Annotated in this window: 9 protein-coding genes; 1 reads left to right on the top strand and 8 read right to left on the bottom strand. The window is 55.8% G+C overall.

Annotation, left to right across the window (positions count from 1 at the left end; genetic code table 11):
- Nucleotides 1-7: 7 nt before the first annotated feature.
- Together WJU22_RS09635 and kduI are read right to left on the bottom strand one after the other, a co-directional pair.
- Nucleotides 8-2179: a glycoside hydrolase family 88 protein gene (locus WJU22_RS09635; RefSeq protein WP_341843028.1), complete on the bottom strand. Its 2172-nt coding sequence runs from the start codon at nucleotides 2177-2179 to the stop codon at nucleotides 8-10.
- A 7-nt stretch (nucleotides 2180-2186) separates the two neighbouring features.
- Nucleotides 2187-3029, bottom strand: a complete 843-nt coding sequence (kduI, locus tag WJU22_RS09630; protein WP_341843027.1) for a 5-dehydro-4-deoxy-D-glucuronate isomerase — start codon at nucleotides 3027-3029, stop codon at nucleotides 2187-2189.
- Nucleotides 3030-3263: 234 nt separating this feature from the next.
- On the opposite strand from kduI, the gene WJU22_RS09625 reads away from it, so the two are divergent.
- A complete protein-coding gene (locus tag WJU22_RS09625; protein WP_341843026.1) occupies nucleotides 3264-4910 on the top strand; it encodes an altronate dehydratase family protein in 1647 nt (548 codons plus the stop codon).
- A 77-nt stretch (nucleotides 4911-4987) separates the two neighbouring features.
- Here WJU22_RS09625 and WJU22_RS09620 read toward each other — a convergent pair whose 3' ends face one another.
- From WJU22_RS09620 to WJU22_RS09595, 6 genes are all read right to left on the bottom strand, one after another.
- Nucleotides 4988-9817 (bottom strand): PKD domain-containing protein, encoded by a 4830-nt coding sequence (locus WJU22_RS09620; protein WP_341843025.1) that lies wholly within the window; start codon nucleotides 9815-9817, stop codon nucleotides 4988-4990.
- 180 nt (nucleotides 9818-9997) lie between these two features.
- On the bottom strand, nucleotides 9998-11290 hold the full coding sequence (locus WJU22_RS09615; protein ID WP_341843024.1) for an MFS transporter: 1293 nt from the start codon (nucleotides 11288-11290) through the stop codon (nucleotides 9998-10000).
- Nucleotides 11291-11325: 35 nt separating this feature from the next.
- A complete protein-coding gene (gene eda / locus WJU22_RS09610; RefSeq protein ID WP_341843023.1) occupies nucleotides 11326-11988 on the bottom strand; it encodes a bifunctional 4-hydroxy-2-oxoglutarate aldolase/2-dehydro-3-deoxy-phosphogluconate aldolase in 663 nt (220 codons plus the stop codon).
- A 3-nt stretch (nucleotides 11989-11991) separates the two neighbouring features.
- A complete protein-coding gene (locus WJU22_RS09605) occupies nucleotides 11992-12990 on the bottom strand; it encodes a sugar kinase (protein WP_341843022.1) in 999 nt (332 codons plus the stop codon).
- Nucleotides 12990-14384 carry a glucuronate isomerase gene (gene uxaC / locus WJU22_RS09600; RefSeq protein WP_341843021.1) on the bottom strand — a complete coding sequence of 465 codons (1395 nt, stop codon included), beginning with the start codon at nucleotides 14382-14384 and terminating at the stop codon, nucleotides 12990-12992. Before uxaC ends, WJU22_RS09605 begins: the two co-directional genes overlap by 1 nt.
- A 6-nt stretch (nucleotides 14385-14390) precedes the next feature.
- Entirely contained in the window at nucleotides 14391-15803 is a 1413-nt protein-coding gene (locus WJU22_RS09595; protein WP_341843020.1) for a tagaturonate reductase, read from the bottom strand.
- Nucleotides 15804-16085: the final 282 nt, after the last annotated feature.

Raw genomic sequence — 16085 nt, 5'->3', positions numbered from 1 at the left:
TTCGAAATTAGTAAATCCTTACCTGGACGGGCTTCCGCAGCTTCTGCGCTTCCTGCCGGAGGTAATTGAACCACTCGCCGGAGTTGGTGATCAGGCCCGCTTTGTCCCAGGCGCCACCGGTATAATACACCACTTTATTGCCTTCGGCCGTGGGAACGATAGACAGCAGGTGCCCCTTTTCCATGGCCATTTCCTTTACGGGCGTCACCATTACCACGCCGATGCCGGTGGTACCGTCTTTCGGCGAAGCGGGCTCCCAGTAACCCATCACTCCGTCCTGCTCCCCGAAATATTCCGTACCGGGCGCCGGGCGCTTCACGATCCCCACGGCAGCCGTGAGTGGCGCAGTGTAGGTGATTTCCATCCGGGAAAGCTGGCTGTGCGCATCGATCGACACGCGTTTTACCACGCTCACTTGTTTGCCATCTGCGTTCCAGGGCTCGTATTGCAGTTCGAAGGTGGTGCGGAGCGCACCGCTGTCGAGCATGCGGTGGCCGGTGTAGTTGCGGGAGTACCAAATGCTGTCTTTCGTGTACGGCGCAATGCCGCCCGCGCCCAGCGTGAAACCTACGCTGTAACCGTCCAGTCCCTCGCCTTCGTCTTTATGATAATTGGTGCGTTTGTACCAACTGTTGACGATCATTTTTTCGGTCCGTTTGTTCCAGAAATCCACACCATACGCATTATGCTTGGGTTGCGATTCCAGCGCGCGGCCGTACATGCGGAACGCCACGCGGTCGTTTTCCCAGGCGTAATCGTCGAGCCGCTCGGCGATGTACCTTCCGTAGGTTTTCGGTTCCACGGGCGCGGGAACGCCTTCCGCGAAAGTGAGGACCGCGCGGCCACCGGGGGCCAGGGGCGCATCGACCAGGATTTTTACCGGTTGTTTGCCGCCTTCGGTGATCAGCTGGTAAGCCACTTCCTTGCCGGTAACCGCGTTGATGATTTTGAAGGGCCCCTTGCGCAGGGGTTTCCATTTGGCGGCCACCGCGGCGTAATCCAGTTCGGAAAGCGGGGCTACGGCGCCTGCGGGATTATATACCTCAACAGTAACCGGGAATTTCTGTTCGGCCAGCGCCATTTTCAGCAATTCGGTGCCGGCGAGGAGGAACGCCCCTACGCCATATACCTCCGTATCGTCGAACGTGGTTTTGCCGGGCGAATCGGCGATCTTCTGCACAAATCCCAGCTTGCCGTCTGCGTGAACGCTCTGCTGCAGCGCGTTCCAGCCTTTGACGAGCACGGGCCGGAAGTCTTTCTTCGGCAGCAAGCCATTGTTCACGCCCCAGGCCATCGCATAAATGAAAAAGCCCGTGCCGCTGGTTTCTTTGGAAGGATAACTGTCCATATCCAGCAAAGCCGCGTGCCAGGTGCCGTCTGCATACTGCAAACCCGCCAACCGCGTGGCCATGTCTTTAAACTGCTTTTCGAACGCGGGGCGCGACGGGTGATTGGCCGGCATGTTGGCGAGCATCCTCACCAATCCGCCCATTACCCAACCATTTCCGCGGCTCCAGAACACGTTGGCGCCGTTGCTTTCTTTTTTGTCGAAATAACGGGCGTCGCGGTAATAGAGGCGTTCGGATTTGTTGTATAGGAAATCGGAGGTTTTCCACCATAGTTTCACGGCCGTTTCCAGGTAGGACGGGTCGTTGGTGGCGGTGGAAAGGTACGCCAGCGCCGGGGGGCCCATGAACAGGGCGTCGCACCAGGCCCATTCGCGCAGGTGGATACTGTTCTTCCAGTCGAGCGGCTCATCGTGCGGTAATTTGCCGATACTGTCCGCCAGCGAGCGCCAGCGGCGTATCATGGGCTCTTCTCCGTATACGCGGTACAGTTGGGCGTAGAGTTGGCCAACGCAGTAATCGTCAGCGAAAAGCCTCCGTGGCCCTGTGTTCCAGCCGTTATCTTCCGAAATCCGCAGCAGCCGTTCGAAGTTCGCCGGATCGTTGGCGATCTCGGCGTAAGCATAGGCGCCGGCGTAAAGGGCACCGTTCGTCCAGTCCCATTTCTGCCAGGTCCAGCCTTTGCGTTCCAGGTTTTTGAACTGCCAGTCGTTCACCTTTTTCATATAGGTGAAAAGCGTGTCGGCTTGCAGCCGTTCCTGCGCCGTGGCGGGCAGGGCGAGCGATGCGGCGGCGATGCCTGCGAGGCACCATTTTTTCCATGTATAGAACATATGCAGACTATCTTAAATCGGTGATGGCGCAATGGTCCATGTCGCCGTAATCGAGGTTTTCGCCGGCCATGCCCCAGATAAAGGTGTAGTTGCTGGTGCCGGAGCCGGAGTGGATAGACCAGGGCGGGGAAATGACGGCCTGGTTGTTTTGCATCCAGATGTGCCGGGTTTCCTGCGGCTGGCCCCAGAAGTGGCAAACCGACTGGCCCTGGGGCACTTCGAAATAGAAATAAACTTCCATGCGGCGGTCGTGCGTGTGGGCGGGCATGGTGTTCCAGGTGTTGCCGGGCTTGAGTTCCGTCATGCCCATCTGGAGTTGGCAGGTGGGGATTACGGAGTTGACGAGCAGTTTGTTGATCGTGCGGTGATTGGCGGTTTCCTGGGCGCCGAGGGTTACCACTTCCGCTTCTGCTTTGGTGACGCGGCGGGTGGGGTAGGTCATGTGCGCGGGGGTGGAATTGAGGTAGAACATCGCCGGAGCGGCTGCGCTGGCGGATGCGAAAATTACGCTGCGCTTGCCTTTGCCGATGTAGAGCGCTTCCTTGTGCCCCAGTTCGAACGCTTCTCCGTCTACGGTTACGGTGCCGGGGGCGCCCACGTTGATGATGCCCAGTTCGCGGCGCTCGAGGAAGAATTCCGCCTTGAGGGCATCGGGGGCCCCGAGGATGAGCGGGCCGGCTACGGGCATGGCGCCGCCGGTGATGAACCGGTCGTAATGACTGTATACGAGGCGAACGGCGTCTGCCTCGAAGAGCGAAGGTATCAGCAGGGCTTCACGGGCCTGGGCGGTGTCCCAGGATTTGGCTTCGGCCGGACTGCTGGCGTACCTGGTTTCGATATGCGTGCTCATCAATTAGGATGTTTTTTTAGATGTATGCGAAATCGTAATGAAATAATACCGTGGAACGGGAGCCGGAAGTTATAAATAATCAATGAAATCTGCAAACGTTTGCATAAAGATTAACAGGCCATTGGCGCGCCATGGCGGGAGGAATATGTAACTTTGTGGGTGCGTTAATATTAAATCATGAATACAGTGGATAGTATTAACGCAACTTCAGCAAATGGTCTATTTTAGCATATCATGAACACCTTTCTTCAGATTCACCCGAAAGACAATGTGCTGGTGGCTTTACAGGATCTTCCGGCAGGCCGGCAGATCGAGTTCAACGGCACTTCGATCCAATTGACGCACAACGTTCCCGCCAAACATAAATTTCCGTTCGCGCCCCTCCATTCCGGCGATCCCGTGCTGATGTACGGCGTTCTGGTAGGGAAAGCCGTGACAGACATCGCCCCCGGCGAGCCCATCACCGTAAAGAACCTCCAGCACGACGCCGACGCTTTCCATGAAAAAGACGCCTCCATCCAGTGGCAGGCGCCCGACGTGAGCAAATGGAAGAACAAGACTTTCAATGGTTTCCATCGGGCAGACGGCCAGGTAGGCACCCGCAATTACTGGCTCGTGATACCGATGGTATTTTGCGAGAACAGGAACGTGGGCGTGATCAAAACCGCCTTCGAAAAAGGGCTCGGATTCGCGCCGCCCGAAGTATATAACCAACAGGTAAACGACCTCGTCAGCCTCTTCAAATCCGGGGACCTCGACGCCATTAAAGATTATAAAGCAGCGGAAGCCGATCAGTCGAGCACCCGCAGCACCGTATTCCCGAATATCGACGGCGTGAAATTCCTCATCCACGAAGGCGGATGCGGCGGCACCCGGCAAGATTCCGACGCGCTCTGCGCCCTCCTCGCCGGTTACATCCACCACCCCAATGTGGCCGGCGCCACCGTGCTCAGCCTCGGCTGCCAGCACGCCCAGGTATCCATCCTCCAGGAATCGCTCAAAAAACTGAATCCCGATTTCAACAAGCCCGTCCTCGTTTACGAACAGCAAACCAGCGGCTCGGAATTCAATATGCTGAGCAACGCCATCCGCGACACCTTCCTCGCACTCGTGGAAGCCAACAAACAGGAACGCAAACCCGCGCCCCTGTCCAAAATCACCATCGGCCTGGAATGCGGCGGCTCCGACGGGTTCAGCGGCATATCCGCCAACCCGGCCATCGGCCACACGTCCGACCTCCTGGTTGCACTCGGAGGCACCACCATCCTTTCCGAATTCCCCGAGCTGTGCGGCGTGGAACAGGAACTGATCAACCGTTGCGAAGAAGAAGCCACTGCAGATAAGTTCATCACCATCATGCGCGCGTACGAGAACCAGGCGCAATCCGTTGGTTCCGGGTTTTACATGAACCCCTCGCCGGGCAATATCAAAGACGGCCTCATCACCGACGCCATCAAATCGGCCGGCGCAGCCAAAAAAGGCGGCACCTCCCCCGTCCGCGATGTACTGGATTACACGGAATATGTGACCAAACCGGGCCTCAACCTGCTTTGCACACCGGGTAACGACGTAGAATCCACCTCCGCGGAAGTAGGCTCCGGCGCGAATGTGGTCCTCTTCACTACCGGCCTCGGAACACCTACCGGCAACCCCATCGCGCCTGTAGTGAAACTGGCTACCAACAGCCGCCTCGCACAACGCATGCCCGACATTATCGACATCGATACCGGCAGCATCATCAGCGGACAAAAAACCATCGAACAGATGGGTGAAGATATCCTCGACTACGTGATCAGACTGGCCAGCGGCGAAGAGATCACCAAAGCAGAACGCCTCCACCAGGACGATTTCATTCCCTGGAAACGCGGCGTGAGCCTTTAATCCCGGACAATGTAGATGAAAAATAGAAAAGCGGCGGAGCATATGCTTCGCCGCTTTCATTTTATGGATAAAATATCTTACCGGATCACGGTCACCGTTCCGCGGAAAATGAATGTGCTGCCGTCTTCACACACCGTTTCGATGGCGTAAACATACGTGCCGTAAGGCGAGGTTTTGTTTTTCCAGCTGCCGTTCCAGCCCGCCGCCGGATTGTTCAGCTGGAAGTGCACGTTCTCGAATACCAGCCCACCCCATCTGTCGTAAATCCGCATCCAGTTTACTTCCTTGATGCCGCGTCCTTTGGGATAGAACCATTCGTTGATGCCGTCTTTATTGGGGGTGATGGCGTTCGGCATGAAAACGCTGCCCTGGTCGCAGCCCACCGTCACCAGCACATCGTCGATCGCTTTGCACCCGAACCGGTTTTCCACTTCCAGTTTATAACGGGTGGTAAGGTCGGGGAGCGCACTCGGAGCGGGACAGGTAGGGCAATCCAGGAATTTCGGGGGCGTCCAGGTCCATTTAACGATGTCGGAGCTGCCCTGTCCGCCCAGCACTACCGGAACCCCGGACATCACCACGCGATCCGGCCCTGCGTTGCTTGTGGGCGCGGGATGCACGTTCACCGTAACGGTGGCATCGTCCGTGAAACATCCGTCTGCGTCGAAGCCGGTTACTTCATATGTGTAATTGCCGGTGGATTTGATGGTGGCGCGCGGAAGGGGAATATCCGTCTTGTCCAGCCCTTCCCCTTTCCACTGATAATGGTCCGCGCCGGAAACCCGCAGCGGAAGCACGTGACCCAGGCACAAAGTGGTATCGGGCATGGTTTGGATCTGGAACGGCTGCGCTACGCGAATGCTCACTTCGCCTGAATTGGTGCATCCGTTGGCGTCCGTCACCGTCACCATATAGTCTGTGTTTATGTCGGGAGCCGCCACCGGCGTGGGAGACGAAGGATCGTCCAGCCCATCCACCGGCGCCCACCGGTAGCTGATACCACCGCCGGCGCTCAAAGTTGTGCTATTGCCAAGACAAACGAAAGATGCAGCGGATGCGGCATTCACCACCGGCGTTGGCGTGATATTGATTTGGTGGACAGCGGTGTCGTTACATCCGTCTTTACTGGAAACGATGAGTTGCACGGCTGTGAGCCCGGGTTTGGAAAACGCCTGTCCGCCGGGTTGTTGTGCGGTACTGGTGCTTCCGTTGGCGAAGTCCCATTTCCAGGTCACATCGTTTACCACGCTCACTGCGCCGCTGAACGTCACCTGTGCGTCCTGGCAAGCCTGCAGCGGTGCCGTGATGGCCGAAACCGGCCGGGGGAACACCTGCACGGTCTTGTTCACCGTTTGGGAGCATCCGTATGCGGTGGTGGTGGTGAGCGTGAAAGTGAAAGCTCTCTGCTGATCGAGATAGAAACGGGGCTGGGCGGTGGTTTCGTCCTGAACGGTCAGCCCCGCGTCGAACGTCCATTTGTATTCCGCCGCTTCTTTCAACTCGTCGATGGAATAGCTGTTGAATTCGGGCTTGAAATCGATCCAGCCTTTATCGCACAGAAACGCCGGTGTGGTGTTCAGTTTTACGTCCAGTTTGTCGATCACGATCGGATCTTTGAGGAAAGCGGTGCCTTTGCACCCGGCCTGGTCAGACAGGATGAGGCGCGGTTTGTACACGCCCGGATCTTTAAAGGTATGCTTGATGGAGGCGGCCGTTGTTTCCGTTACTTCCCCGTCCGTAAAATCCCATGCAAAATTCACGGCGTTCACCGCATCCACCGTAAACTCGATCTCTTTCGTGAGGCAACCGCCCGTGGCGGAAGTCGTGATCGTGGCATAGGGGCCTTTCACTTCCACTTCCTGTTCAAACTCGTCTTCCGTTCCCGCATCGCCCACCACTTTCAGTTTCACTTTGTACTTGCCGGCGTAGGTGTAGGTATGGGAAGGATTATCGAGCGTGGAGAAGCTTCCGTCGCCAAAATCCCAATACGAGCTGCTGTAATTGAGCGAAACATTCGTGAATTTGGCGATCACCGGCGGGCAGCCGCTATTGTTGACGAACGTGGTGGTAAACGTAAAATCCGCGCTCACGCTCGACACCTTGATCTGTTTTTTAATACTGTCGGTACAACCGTTATTATCCCTCACCAGCAGCTTCACGGTATATAAACCTTTGTCGGGATACGTTTTGTTCGGGCTGTAATCGGTGGAAGTGGTCCCATCCCCGAAATCCCACTCATACGTAGCATAGCCGCCCGTTTCGCTGGTGTTGTTGTAGAACCATACATCGCCGCCCGGCCGGATCAGGTTGGCGCTGGGCGTAAAATCGGCGTTGGGGCCGTTTACCTGGAGGTAGGTCCCGTCTGCCGAATTGCTGCATCCTTCTTCGTCGGTAACGGTCAGCCTCGGATAGAAGTACCCGGATTTATGGTAGGTATATTTGAACGGAGGCGCCGTGAATATTTTGGGGCCGGTACCATCGCCGAAGTCCCAGGACCAGGTCTTGATGGGTTTCCCTTTCGAAATATCGGTCTGGTCAACGAAAGTCAATTCCGTTCCGCGGCATTCCAGCACGTCGGGTGATTTGAATTTGGCGAGCGGGCCGCGCACGTTCACTTCCACTTTGTTGCTGGAATCGAGGCAACCCTGATGGTTGACCGCCAGGAAGTGAATGGTATTTTTACCGGGCTTCAGGTTGGTGTAGCTCACCTTGTCGTAGTTGTAGTTGTCCCACTGCGGCGTTGAGCCTTCCGAAGAAATCCAGCTGTAATAGTAATAGGAATAATACAGCGACCGGTCGATGGTCAGCAACGTGGCTTTGAGGGTTTCGTTGCCGCAAAGGTCCGGTTTATCGGCGCTGATAGTGATGGTGCCCGGCGCGTAAACGCTTATGGTGGCGGAATCGGTGCTGGTGCAGGTGCCGTCGGACACCGTGAGTTTCACGAGATATTGGCCGGTTTTGTCGTATTTATGGGAAGGATGGGTTTTCGTGGTGAAGGCATCTTCCTTTCCATCGCCCCAGCTCCATTTCCAGCTGGTGATGGTTCCGATGGATTGGTCTTCGAAGCTGATGGTTGTCCGGTTATTGCAGTCGATATCCTTTCTGACGAACCTGGGGAAAGGGTTGACGGCTTTGATGAAAGCCGGTTTGGTGATGGTGGTCGCACATCCGTTGTTAGACACGGTCAGCGACACGTCGTACGTTCCGGGCTCGCGGTAGCTGTGTTGCGTATTTTGGTTGGAGCCGCCGTAATAGTCCCCGAAGTTCCAGCTGAAGGAAGTGCCCACATCCGTTGTGGCGTTGAATATCACCCAATTGTTCCCGCAAACCTGCGGCGCCTGTGGAGAAGTGAAATCGGGCGTCGGTTTTTTATACACACTGATCTGGTAAAAGGAATACGAGGTTGCGGTGCCTTTACAGCCGTTGGCCGTGGTATAATTCATTTTCACAACATAGTTGCCAGCTTTGTTGTAAGTGTGTGTGGGCGTGGCTTCGGAGGATTTGGGGCTTCCGTCCCCGAAATCCCATTCATAACTTACAATATCATCTCCGGTGGTGCTGCTGGCGCCGAATGCAGGGGAAATCCCTTCACAGCCCGATGTAATGCTGGCGTAGGCGTAGATTTCCGGTTTCTGAACATGGATGTAGCGCTCCGTAGTGCTGGAGCAGCCTTGTGCATTGGTGGCGGTCTGTTTGATCCAGTAATATCCCAGGCTGGTGTAGGTGACGGTGGGGTTCCGCTGCGTGGAGGATTGGCCGTCCCCGAAAGTCCAGCTCCAGCTCGTGGCGCCGGTCGAATTATCGGTTAGTTTCACGGTGGCGGGAACGTCGCAGATCGCAGCCTGATCGATGGAAAAAGCGGCCTGTGGCGCGGGTTTCACCACATAGTCTTTCGTAACGGTTTCGCGGCAGGTGCCGTAATCGGCCGTCATGGTCACTTTAACGGTACCGGCGCCGGCGGGCGAATAATAAGCGGAACCGCCCCAGTAACTGATATATCCCTTATCGACGCTCCAGGTCACGTTGTCGGCTTGCGGCGAATTGCTGGCGGTGAAATTGGTATTGCTGTTTTCACAAATGCTGGCGGGCAGATCGAAGTTCGTTTTATAATTGGCGACGTTGATCTCTTCCGAAGTTTTGGAAGAAACGCATCCCCTGTCGTTGGATACGGTGAGGGTGATTTTATACACGCCTCTCGCGGTGTACGTATGCGAGCCCGGATTAGCGCCGGTAGCGGTTTTCCCGTCACCGAAGTCCCATTTATACGTGAGGGCGCCCGGGCCTGAGGAGGCATTGGTGATCGTCACTGTTCCCGGAGCCGAACAAATAAACCGGTCAGACACGCTGAAGTTGGCCGTGAGCGTGGCGCCGGCATCTACGATATTGGGGATCACTTTGGACGCCGTACATCCGTTGCTGTTGGTGACGGTAAGTGTCACGGCGGCTTTCAGGACGTTGTTGTAGGTGTGGACCGGGTTGCTGCCGGAGCCGGTGGTGCCGTCGCCGAAATCCCAGCTTTGTGTGGTGATGGTGCCGTTGACGGGATTGGACTTGTCGGTAAAGGTAACGTCGAACGGGATGCAGCCTTTTACCGGACTGGCCGCGAAATCGGGTTTGGGGTTGGCCCAGACGGTGACGGTTTTTTCCGTGGAATTGGTATTGCCGGCGGCGTCTTTCACCGTGAGCGTCACTTTGTAGGTGCCGGGCGAAGTGTAGGATGCGCTGGGGTTTTGGGCCGTTGAAACGGATCCGTTGCCGAGGTTCCATTGCCAGGAAACGGGGTTCCCGGTAGAATTATCGTTGAATCTGGTGATGAGGCTTTCGCAATCGCTGGATTTGCTGGGTGTGAAATCAGCCCTCAGCTGTGCTTTGGCGGAAATGCCAGCCCAACTGAGCAGGATAAACAAAATGGTACAGGTTACTGCAAGTTTCGGGATAACCCTGGTGATTAGGGACATATGCTGCTGTTGGCCCGAAAATTACGCAAAATTACTTATATCAGTAGGGTGGCACCGAACTGGTTGGAAACCAAAAGAAACGGCACAACCGGTGAAGGTTGCGCCGTAAACTATGATACATCGTAAAATCTATGCTTCTGCAATTTCCACCTGCTCCATTTTGGGAGCGAAGATGTGCATCATGATCCAGGCGAGCAGGTACATCACGCCGCAGATCAGGAAAAGGATATTGTATCCCGCGTTGATGTTGCCCAGGGCTTTGTAGTGGTCGAGCAGCGCGCCGACCACGATAGGGAACAGCATCCCGCCCAGCGAACCGGCCATACCGCCAATCCCTACCACGGAGCTCAATGCGAACCGCGGGAACATGTCTGACGCGGTGGTGAAGATATTGGCAGACCAGGCCTGGTGCGCAGCCGCAGCCAGACTGATAAGCGCCACCGCTACCCACATACTATCGGTATATCTCGCCGTCATGATCGGCAATACACAGATCGCGAAGATGAACATGGCGGTTTTACGCGCTTTGAATACCGGCATACCGCGCTTGATGAACCAGCTCGACAGGTATCCGCCGCCAATGCTGCCAACGGTTGTAGCTGTATACACGATGATCAGCGGCAAGCCGAGGTTTTTCATATCGAGTTTGAAAGTGGTCGAGAAGTAGGAAGGCAACCAGAAGAGGAAGAACCACCAGATCGGGTCTGTCAGCAGTTTACCGAACACGAAAGCCCAGGTTTGGCGGATGCCGAACAGCTTCAGCCAGGGCACTTTCTTTTTGGTGCCTGAATCGTCTACCTGGTCGCTGTGAATGTATTCATATTCCGCTTTGGTGATTTTCTTGTGGCGGGCGGGGATTTCGTACATCACGATCCAGAAGATCAGCCAGATGAAGCCTACAACGCCCGTCCAGATAAACGCTTCCTGCCAGCCGTACGCGTTGGCGAGCCAGGGCACTACTGCCGGCGCCAGTACGGCCCCGATGTTTGCGCCGGAGTTAAAAATCCCCGTTGCGAAAGCGCGCTCTTTCTTCGGGAACCATTCCGCAACGGATTTGATCGCCACGGGAAAATTCCCCGCTTCGCCCAATCCCAATACCGCACGGGCTGCGCCGAAACCGAAGGTGGATTTCGCCAGGGCATGTGCCATCGCGGCTATGCTCCAGATAACGATCGACACACTGTAACCTACTTTGGTGCCCACCTTATCCACAAACCGCCCGAAGATGAGCAGGCCGAATGCATAACAAGCGGAAAAAACCATCACGATCTCGCCATATTGGCTCTCCGTCCAGTTAAACTCTTTCTCCAGTACGGGTTTTAAAATACCGATGACCTGCCGGTCGATGTAGTTGATAGTGGTAGCAAAAAACAACAAGGCGCATATTCGCCAGCGGTACCGGCCAATTACAGTGGAATTCATGTCAGTTGAGTTGTTTAAGGTATGATCATTACAAATTACTGCAATGACCGCAATAATGCAAACGTTTGCTTAATTTTCTCTCCGAGGCTTTCCCAATCGCGGTTTGCAAGGATTTCTTTTGGTATAAGATTGGAGCCCATTCCTACGCAGACCACACCGGCGCCGAACCACGCTTTCAGGTTGGCGGCTTCCGGTTCCACGCCGCCGGTGGGCATGAACTTCAGTCCGGGGAACAGCGGCTTGACGGCTTTTACGAATTCGGGGCCGAGGGCGCTCCCGGGAAAGAGCTTCACCAAAGCCGCACCGTTCTTCTCCGCCACGGATATTTCCGTAGGCGTCATACAGCCCGGGATCCAAAGGATGCCGGCCCTTTGGCAGTACGTCGCCGTTTCGGGGTCCACCACGGGGCATACGATGAAATCAGCCCCCATATCGGTGAAGGTCCGCGCATCGGCCACGTTCTTGATGGTACCGATGCCCAATTGCATATCGGGCATAGACGCGGCTTTCAGATCGCGCAGGTGCGCAAAGTTCTGCCGGGCCTGCTCTCCGCGGTTGGTAAATTCGAAAACGCGGATGCCGCCTGCATAACAGGCTTTCATCACTTCGGCGCACACTTCCGGATCTTCATGATAAAAAACCGGGATCACTTTCGTGCTTTCGAATGCTTGTAAGATTATTGCTGGTTGCGTTGTCATTTGCTACATCATTTGCGTGATCGTTTCGCGGGGCGTGAGGTTGAAATCCCCCGTCCTGAAAAGCTTCGTGTAAGCCGATGCGGCGGCATAACCGATGGTCTGCTGCGGATCGAGCCCATGCAGGTTCGCATGTATCAATCCCGCCATAAAACTATCGCCGCTGCCTACACGGTCTATCACATCGTTCGTTTCATATTGCCGGCTCACGTACAGCTGGCCCTGGGTATAATACACGGCATAATACAAATTGTGCGTGGGCCCGTCCGAAAACCGGAACGTAAACGCCACCCGGTCGCATTTCGGGAATTGCGCGATGATGGCCGCCGCAGATGTGCGCGCCGCCTGCAAATACCCGTCTTTCGTATTCCCGGCAATTGCTTCCTGATGGATGGGCACGCCCAGCATCATGTCTGCCGCCCAGATATTGCCCATGATCACATGGCAGTATTGCGCGAGCGCGGGCATAACGTCCCGCGGCGATTTGCCGTATTGCCACAGTTTGCTGCGGTAATTGAGGTCGGTGGAAATGGTCATCCCCTTCCGGGTAGCCGCCTCCAATACTTCCCGGCAGATCTCCGCCGCGTTGGCGTTGAGCGCGGGCGAAATGGCGCTCCAGTGGAACCAGTCCGCCCCGTCCAGCAGTGCGTCCCAATCCACCGTTCCCGGCACAATTTCACTGAAGCTGGAATATTTCCGGTCGTACACCACTTCGGCGTTTTTCAGATCGGCGCCCTGCGAAAGGTAATACGCCCCGATACGGTCGCCGCCCCAAAGCATCCTGTCTGTCCGGATGTTCGCGGCTTCCAGCTGTGCCATGGCCTGGCGGCTGAGCCCGTTGTCGGGCGCTTTGCTGATATACGCCACGCTATCGCCCCAGGTGCCCAGGGCCGCGGCTACATTGGCTTCTGCGCCACCCACGTACATGGCCGCGCGATGGTTGGCCCATTCGGGCGAAAGCCGGAATAAAATTTCTCCGAAAGTGATGACTGATACTGGTTGCATTAAAAATTAAAATACGCCTTGGCGTTGTTATAGCAAATGTCCTGCACCATTTTGCCCATCCAGGGAATATCGGCGGGCAATTCTCCGTTCTCTGCGTCGTTGCCGAACAAATTACACAATATTCTCCTGAAATATTCATGGCGGCTATACGACAAAAAGCTCCGCGAATCGGTCAGCATGCCCACGAACCTGCTGATGAGGCCCATGTTGCTGAGTGCGTTCATCTGTTTTTCCATGCCGTCTTTCTGATCGAGGAACCACCATCCGGAGCCGAACTGCATTTTACCGGCTACGCTTCCGTCCTGGAAATTGCCCACCATGGTGGCGAAAACTTCGTTGTAGGAAGGGTTCAGGTTATACACGATCGTTTTGGCCAGCTGATCGTTAGCGTCCAGCCGGTCGAAGAACCTGCTCATCGCTTCTGCCATGGCCCAATCGCCGATGGAGTCCACGCCTGCGTCTGCTCCCAGTTTTTTCAGCAGCCGGCTGTTGTTGTTCCGGATCGCCCCAACATGGAATTGCTGCGCCCAGCCTTTTTCGTGGTTCCACTGGCAGATGAAATGCAGCGTCGCGGATTTGAACATCGCGGTGGCGGCGGCGTCTAGCGGGCGACCGGCGAACACTTGCTGGAAAGCCTTTTCCAGCGCAGCTTCCGTAAAATCGCTGTAGATGAAGTAATTCAGGCCGTGGTCAGACAGGCGGCCTCCCGCGGCATGGAAGTAATCGTGCCGTTTTTTCAGCGCCTCGATGAGGGAATGGTAGCTGTGTATCTCGATCCCGGCAGCGGCGCCCAGCTTGTCCAGGTAGGCTTTGAATGCCTGAGGGTCTTCCACCGCCATGGCCTTGTCTGGCCGGAAAGTGGGCAGCACCTTGACGCCGAAGCCCTCGGCCGCCAAAGCCTTGTGATGCTCCAGCGGATCCGCCGGATCGTCGGTGGTACAGAGCGCCTTCACGTTGAAGTGCTGCAACAGGCTGCGGGTGGAATATTGCGGAAGCTGTGCGTTACAGGTTTCATAAATCTTTGCGGCATTATTGCCGTTGAGCGTTTCGCGGATACCGAACGGGTTCGCCAGTTCCATGGCGCTCCAGTGGTAGAGCGGGTTCCGGGCGGTGAAGGGCACGGTTTCCGCCCACATGCGGAATTTCGTGAAATCGTCTGCCCCGCCGGTAATGAGGTCTTCGGATACGCCGTTGGCCCGCATGGCGCGCCATTTATAGTGGTCGCCCTTCAGCCAAACCTCCGTCATGTTCGCGAAAGTCTTGTTCTGCGCGATCTCGTCGGGCGGCAGGTGGTTATGATAATCGATCACCGGCATGTCTTTCGCGTAATCGAAATACAGGCGCCGGGCAGTTTCGGTTTGCAAGAGGAAGTCTTCGGACAGAAATTGTTTCATATGCGATTATAAAACCTTGGAATGGTGGATGATATATTCCTTTACACCGTTCTGCATCATGCCGATCAAATGGTCGGTAACGGTATCGGCGAAGCCGGGCAGTTGATTGAGATCGGTTTGCCAGAGGCGGTCGTCCCCGCAAATATCGCGCACCATGGCGGATATTTCGGGATAACCCGTTTTCGCAACCGATTTCCAGTAAGCGGCGAAAATTGCGGCGTTCTCATCTGTGATATCATAGAACTGATCGCCGCGCTGGCCCTGGAATTTACCCTCGTGCTCGCGCGCGGGCTTCAGGAAAAGCAGGGTGCACGCGAACCCGAGCAGCATCATTTCCGGCAGCAGCCCTTTGCTTTCGCGGTAGCGGAGCATGGTCTGCACGTTCCGCGCGTTCATTTTGCTGCTTTGCTGGAAGGTGATGGAAATAAGTTTGTGCTCGATGGAAGGGTTGTCGAACCGGTCGAGCACGTCGGCGGCGAACGTGGCCACCTGTGGACCGAGGTTTTCGAGCGTGGGGAGGATTTCGGCCTTCACCACGGTTTCGAAGAACCGGCGCATATGAGGGTCTTGCATGCACTCGTAGACGGTGTTCAGCCCGGAAAGGTAACCGAGCGTCACCGCGGCGGTGTGACTGCCGTTGAGGATGCGGAGTTTTTGTTCGCGGTATGGGGTGATGCTGGGGGCGATGAGCATGCGGTCGTCTGTCTGGTGAAACGCCAGTTTCTGCGCCACGCCCGCATCTCCTTCGATGGCCCAGAGGAGGAAGGGCTCCGAATCGATCCAGAGCTCATCTTCATAACCTGCTTCTTTCCAGCAATCGGCCAGGTTTTTCGGGCGGCCGGGCACGATACGGTCTACCAGCGAACTGCAAAAGCGGTTGCCCTGGCTGATCCATTGGATGAATTGTTCCGGCATTTGGTTGAATGTCGCCAGTTTGAGGACGATCGAATGGAGCAGTTCCCCGTTATCCACCACCAATTCGGTAGGGATGATGACGAAGCCCGGGAGCTTCCTGCGGTGGCGTTCGAACAGGATGGCGAGCAGTTTGCCGGGGAAAGACGCGGGCACCCCGGCGCCTACGTTCTCCTCCACATATTGTATCCCCACTTCCGTCGTATTCGAAACGATGATCTCCATGGAAGGCTGACACGCCGCTTCCAACACCGCCTCCCAATCTGCATTCGATTGCAATACACGGCTAACAGAAGCGTTGATGAGGTATTGATCGACGGGCTTGCCCTGCGATACGCCTTTGATGTGGGTGGTAAACAGCCCGTCCTGCGCGTGGAACGCTGCTGCATCCCCGCCGTCGGTGCTTTTCACGATGGCGATGCGCCCGTTGAACACGCCCTGCTTGTTGGCGTTATCCACGAGGTAGTCGACCAGCCCGCGCAACAGCACGCCGGTCCCGAACTGCAAAATTTTTTCCGGTAACTGAAAATGATCCGATGTAATGCCCCACTCGGGGTGATTCATAACGTGTGGCCTATTCAAACGAGGTAGCATGCATTCAAATTTTATAATATGTCAGGCTAATTTCCGATAAATATAAAATTAGCCGGCGACTTTTTTGACGAATAGTTAAAGAATTTAGACAAAAATGGGATATCAATCGTTGTAAATCCCTCGATATTGAATTTTTTCCATCCGGCGGCATCGGGCTTCCGCCTATGGGCTATCAGCGATATCTATAAGCCCGGC

The sequence above is a fragment of the Chitinophaga caseinilytica genome (assembly GCF_038396765.1).
Classification (GTDB): Bacteria; Bacteroidota; Bacteroidia; order Chitinophagales; family Chitinophagaceae; genus Chitinophaga; species Chitinophaga caseinilytica.
Note: the sequence above shows the minus strand (reverse complement) of the source record. Positions and strands in the feature narration are given on the sequence as shown.

What these genes read in the sequence shown, in the direction of transcription:
- WJU22_RS09615 (WP_341843024.1), bottom strand. Translation starts at nt 11,290, where the DNA reads ATGAATTCCACTGTAATTGGCCGGTACCGCTGGCGAATATGCGCCTTG.
- WJU22_RS09605 (WP_341843022.1), bottom strand. Translation starts at nt 12,990, where the DNA reads ATGCAACCAGTATCAGTCATCACTTTCGGAGAAATTTTATTCCGGCTT.
- eda (WP_341843023.1), bottom strand. Translation starts at nt 11,988, where the DNA reads ATGACAACGCAACCAGCAATAATCTTACAAGCATTCGAAAGCACGAAA.
- kduI (WP_341843027.1), bottom strand. Translation starts at nt 3,029, where the DNA reads ATGAGCACGCATATCGAAACCAGGTACGCCAGCAGTCCGGCCGAAGCC.
- uxaC (WP_341843021.1), bottom strand. Translation starts at nt 14,384, where the DNA reads ATGAAACAATTTCTGTCCGAAGACTTCCTCTTGCAAACCGAAACTGCC.
- WJU22_RS09625 (WP_341843026.1), top strand. Translation starts at nt 3,264, where the DNA reads ATGAACACCTTTCTTCAGATTCACCCGAAAGACAATGTGCTGGTGGCT.
- WJU22_RS09635 (WP_341843028.1), bottom strand. Translation starts at nt 2,179, where the DNA reads ATGTTCTATACATGGAAAAAATGGTGCCTCGCAGGCATCGCCGCCGCA.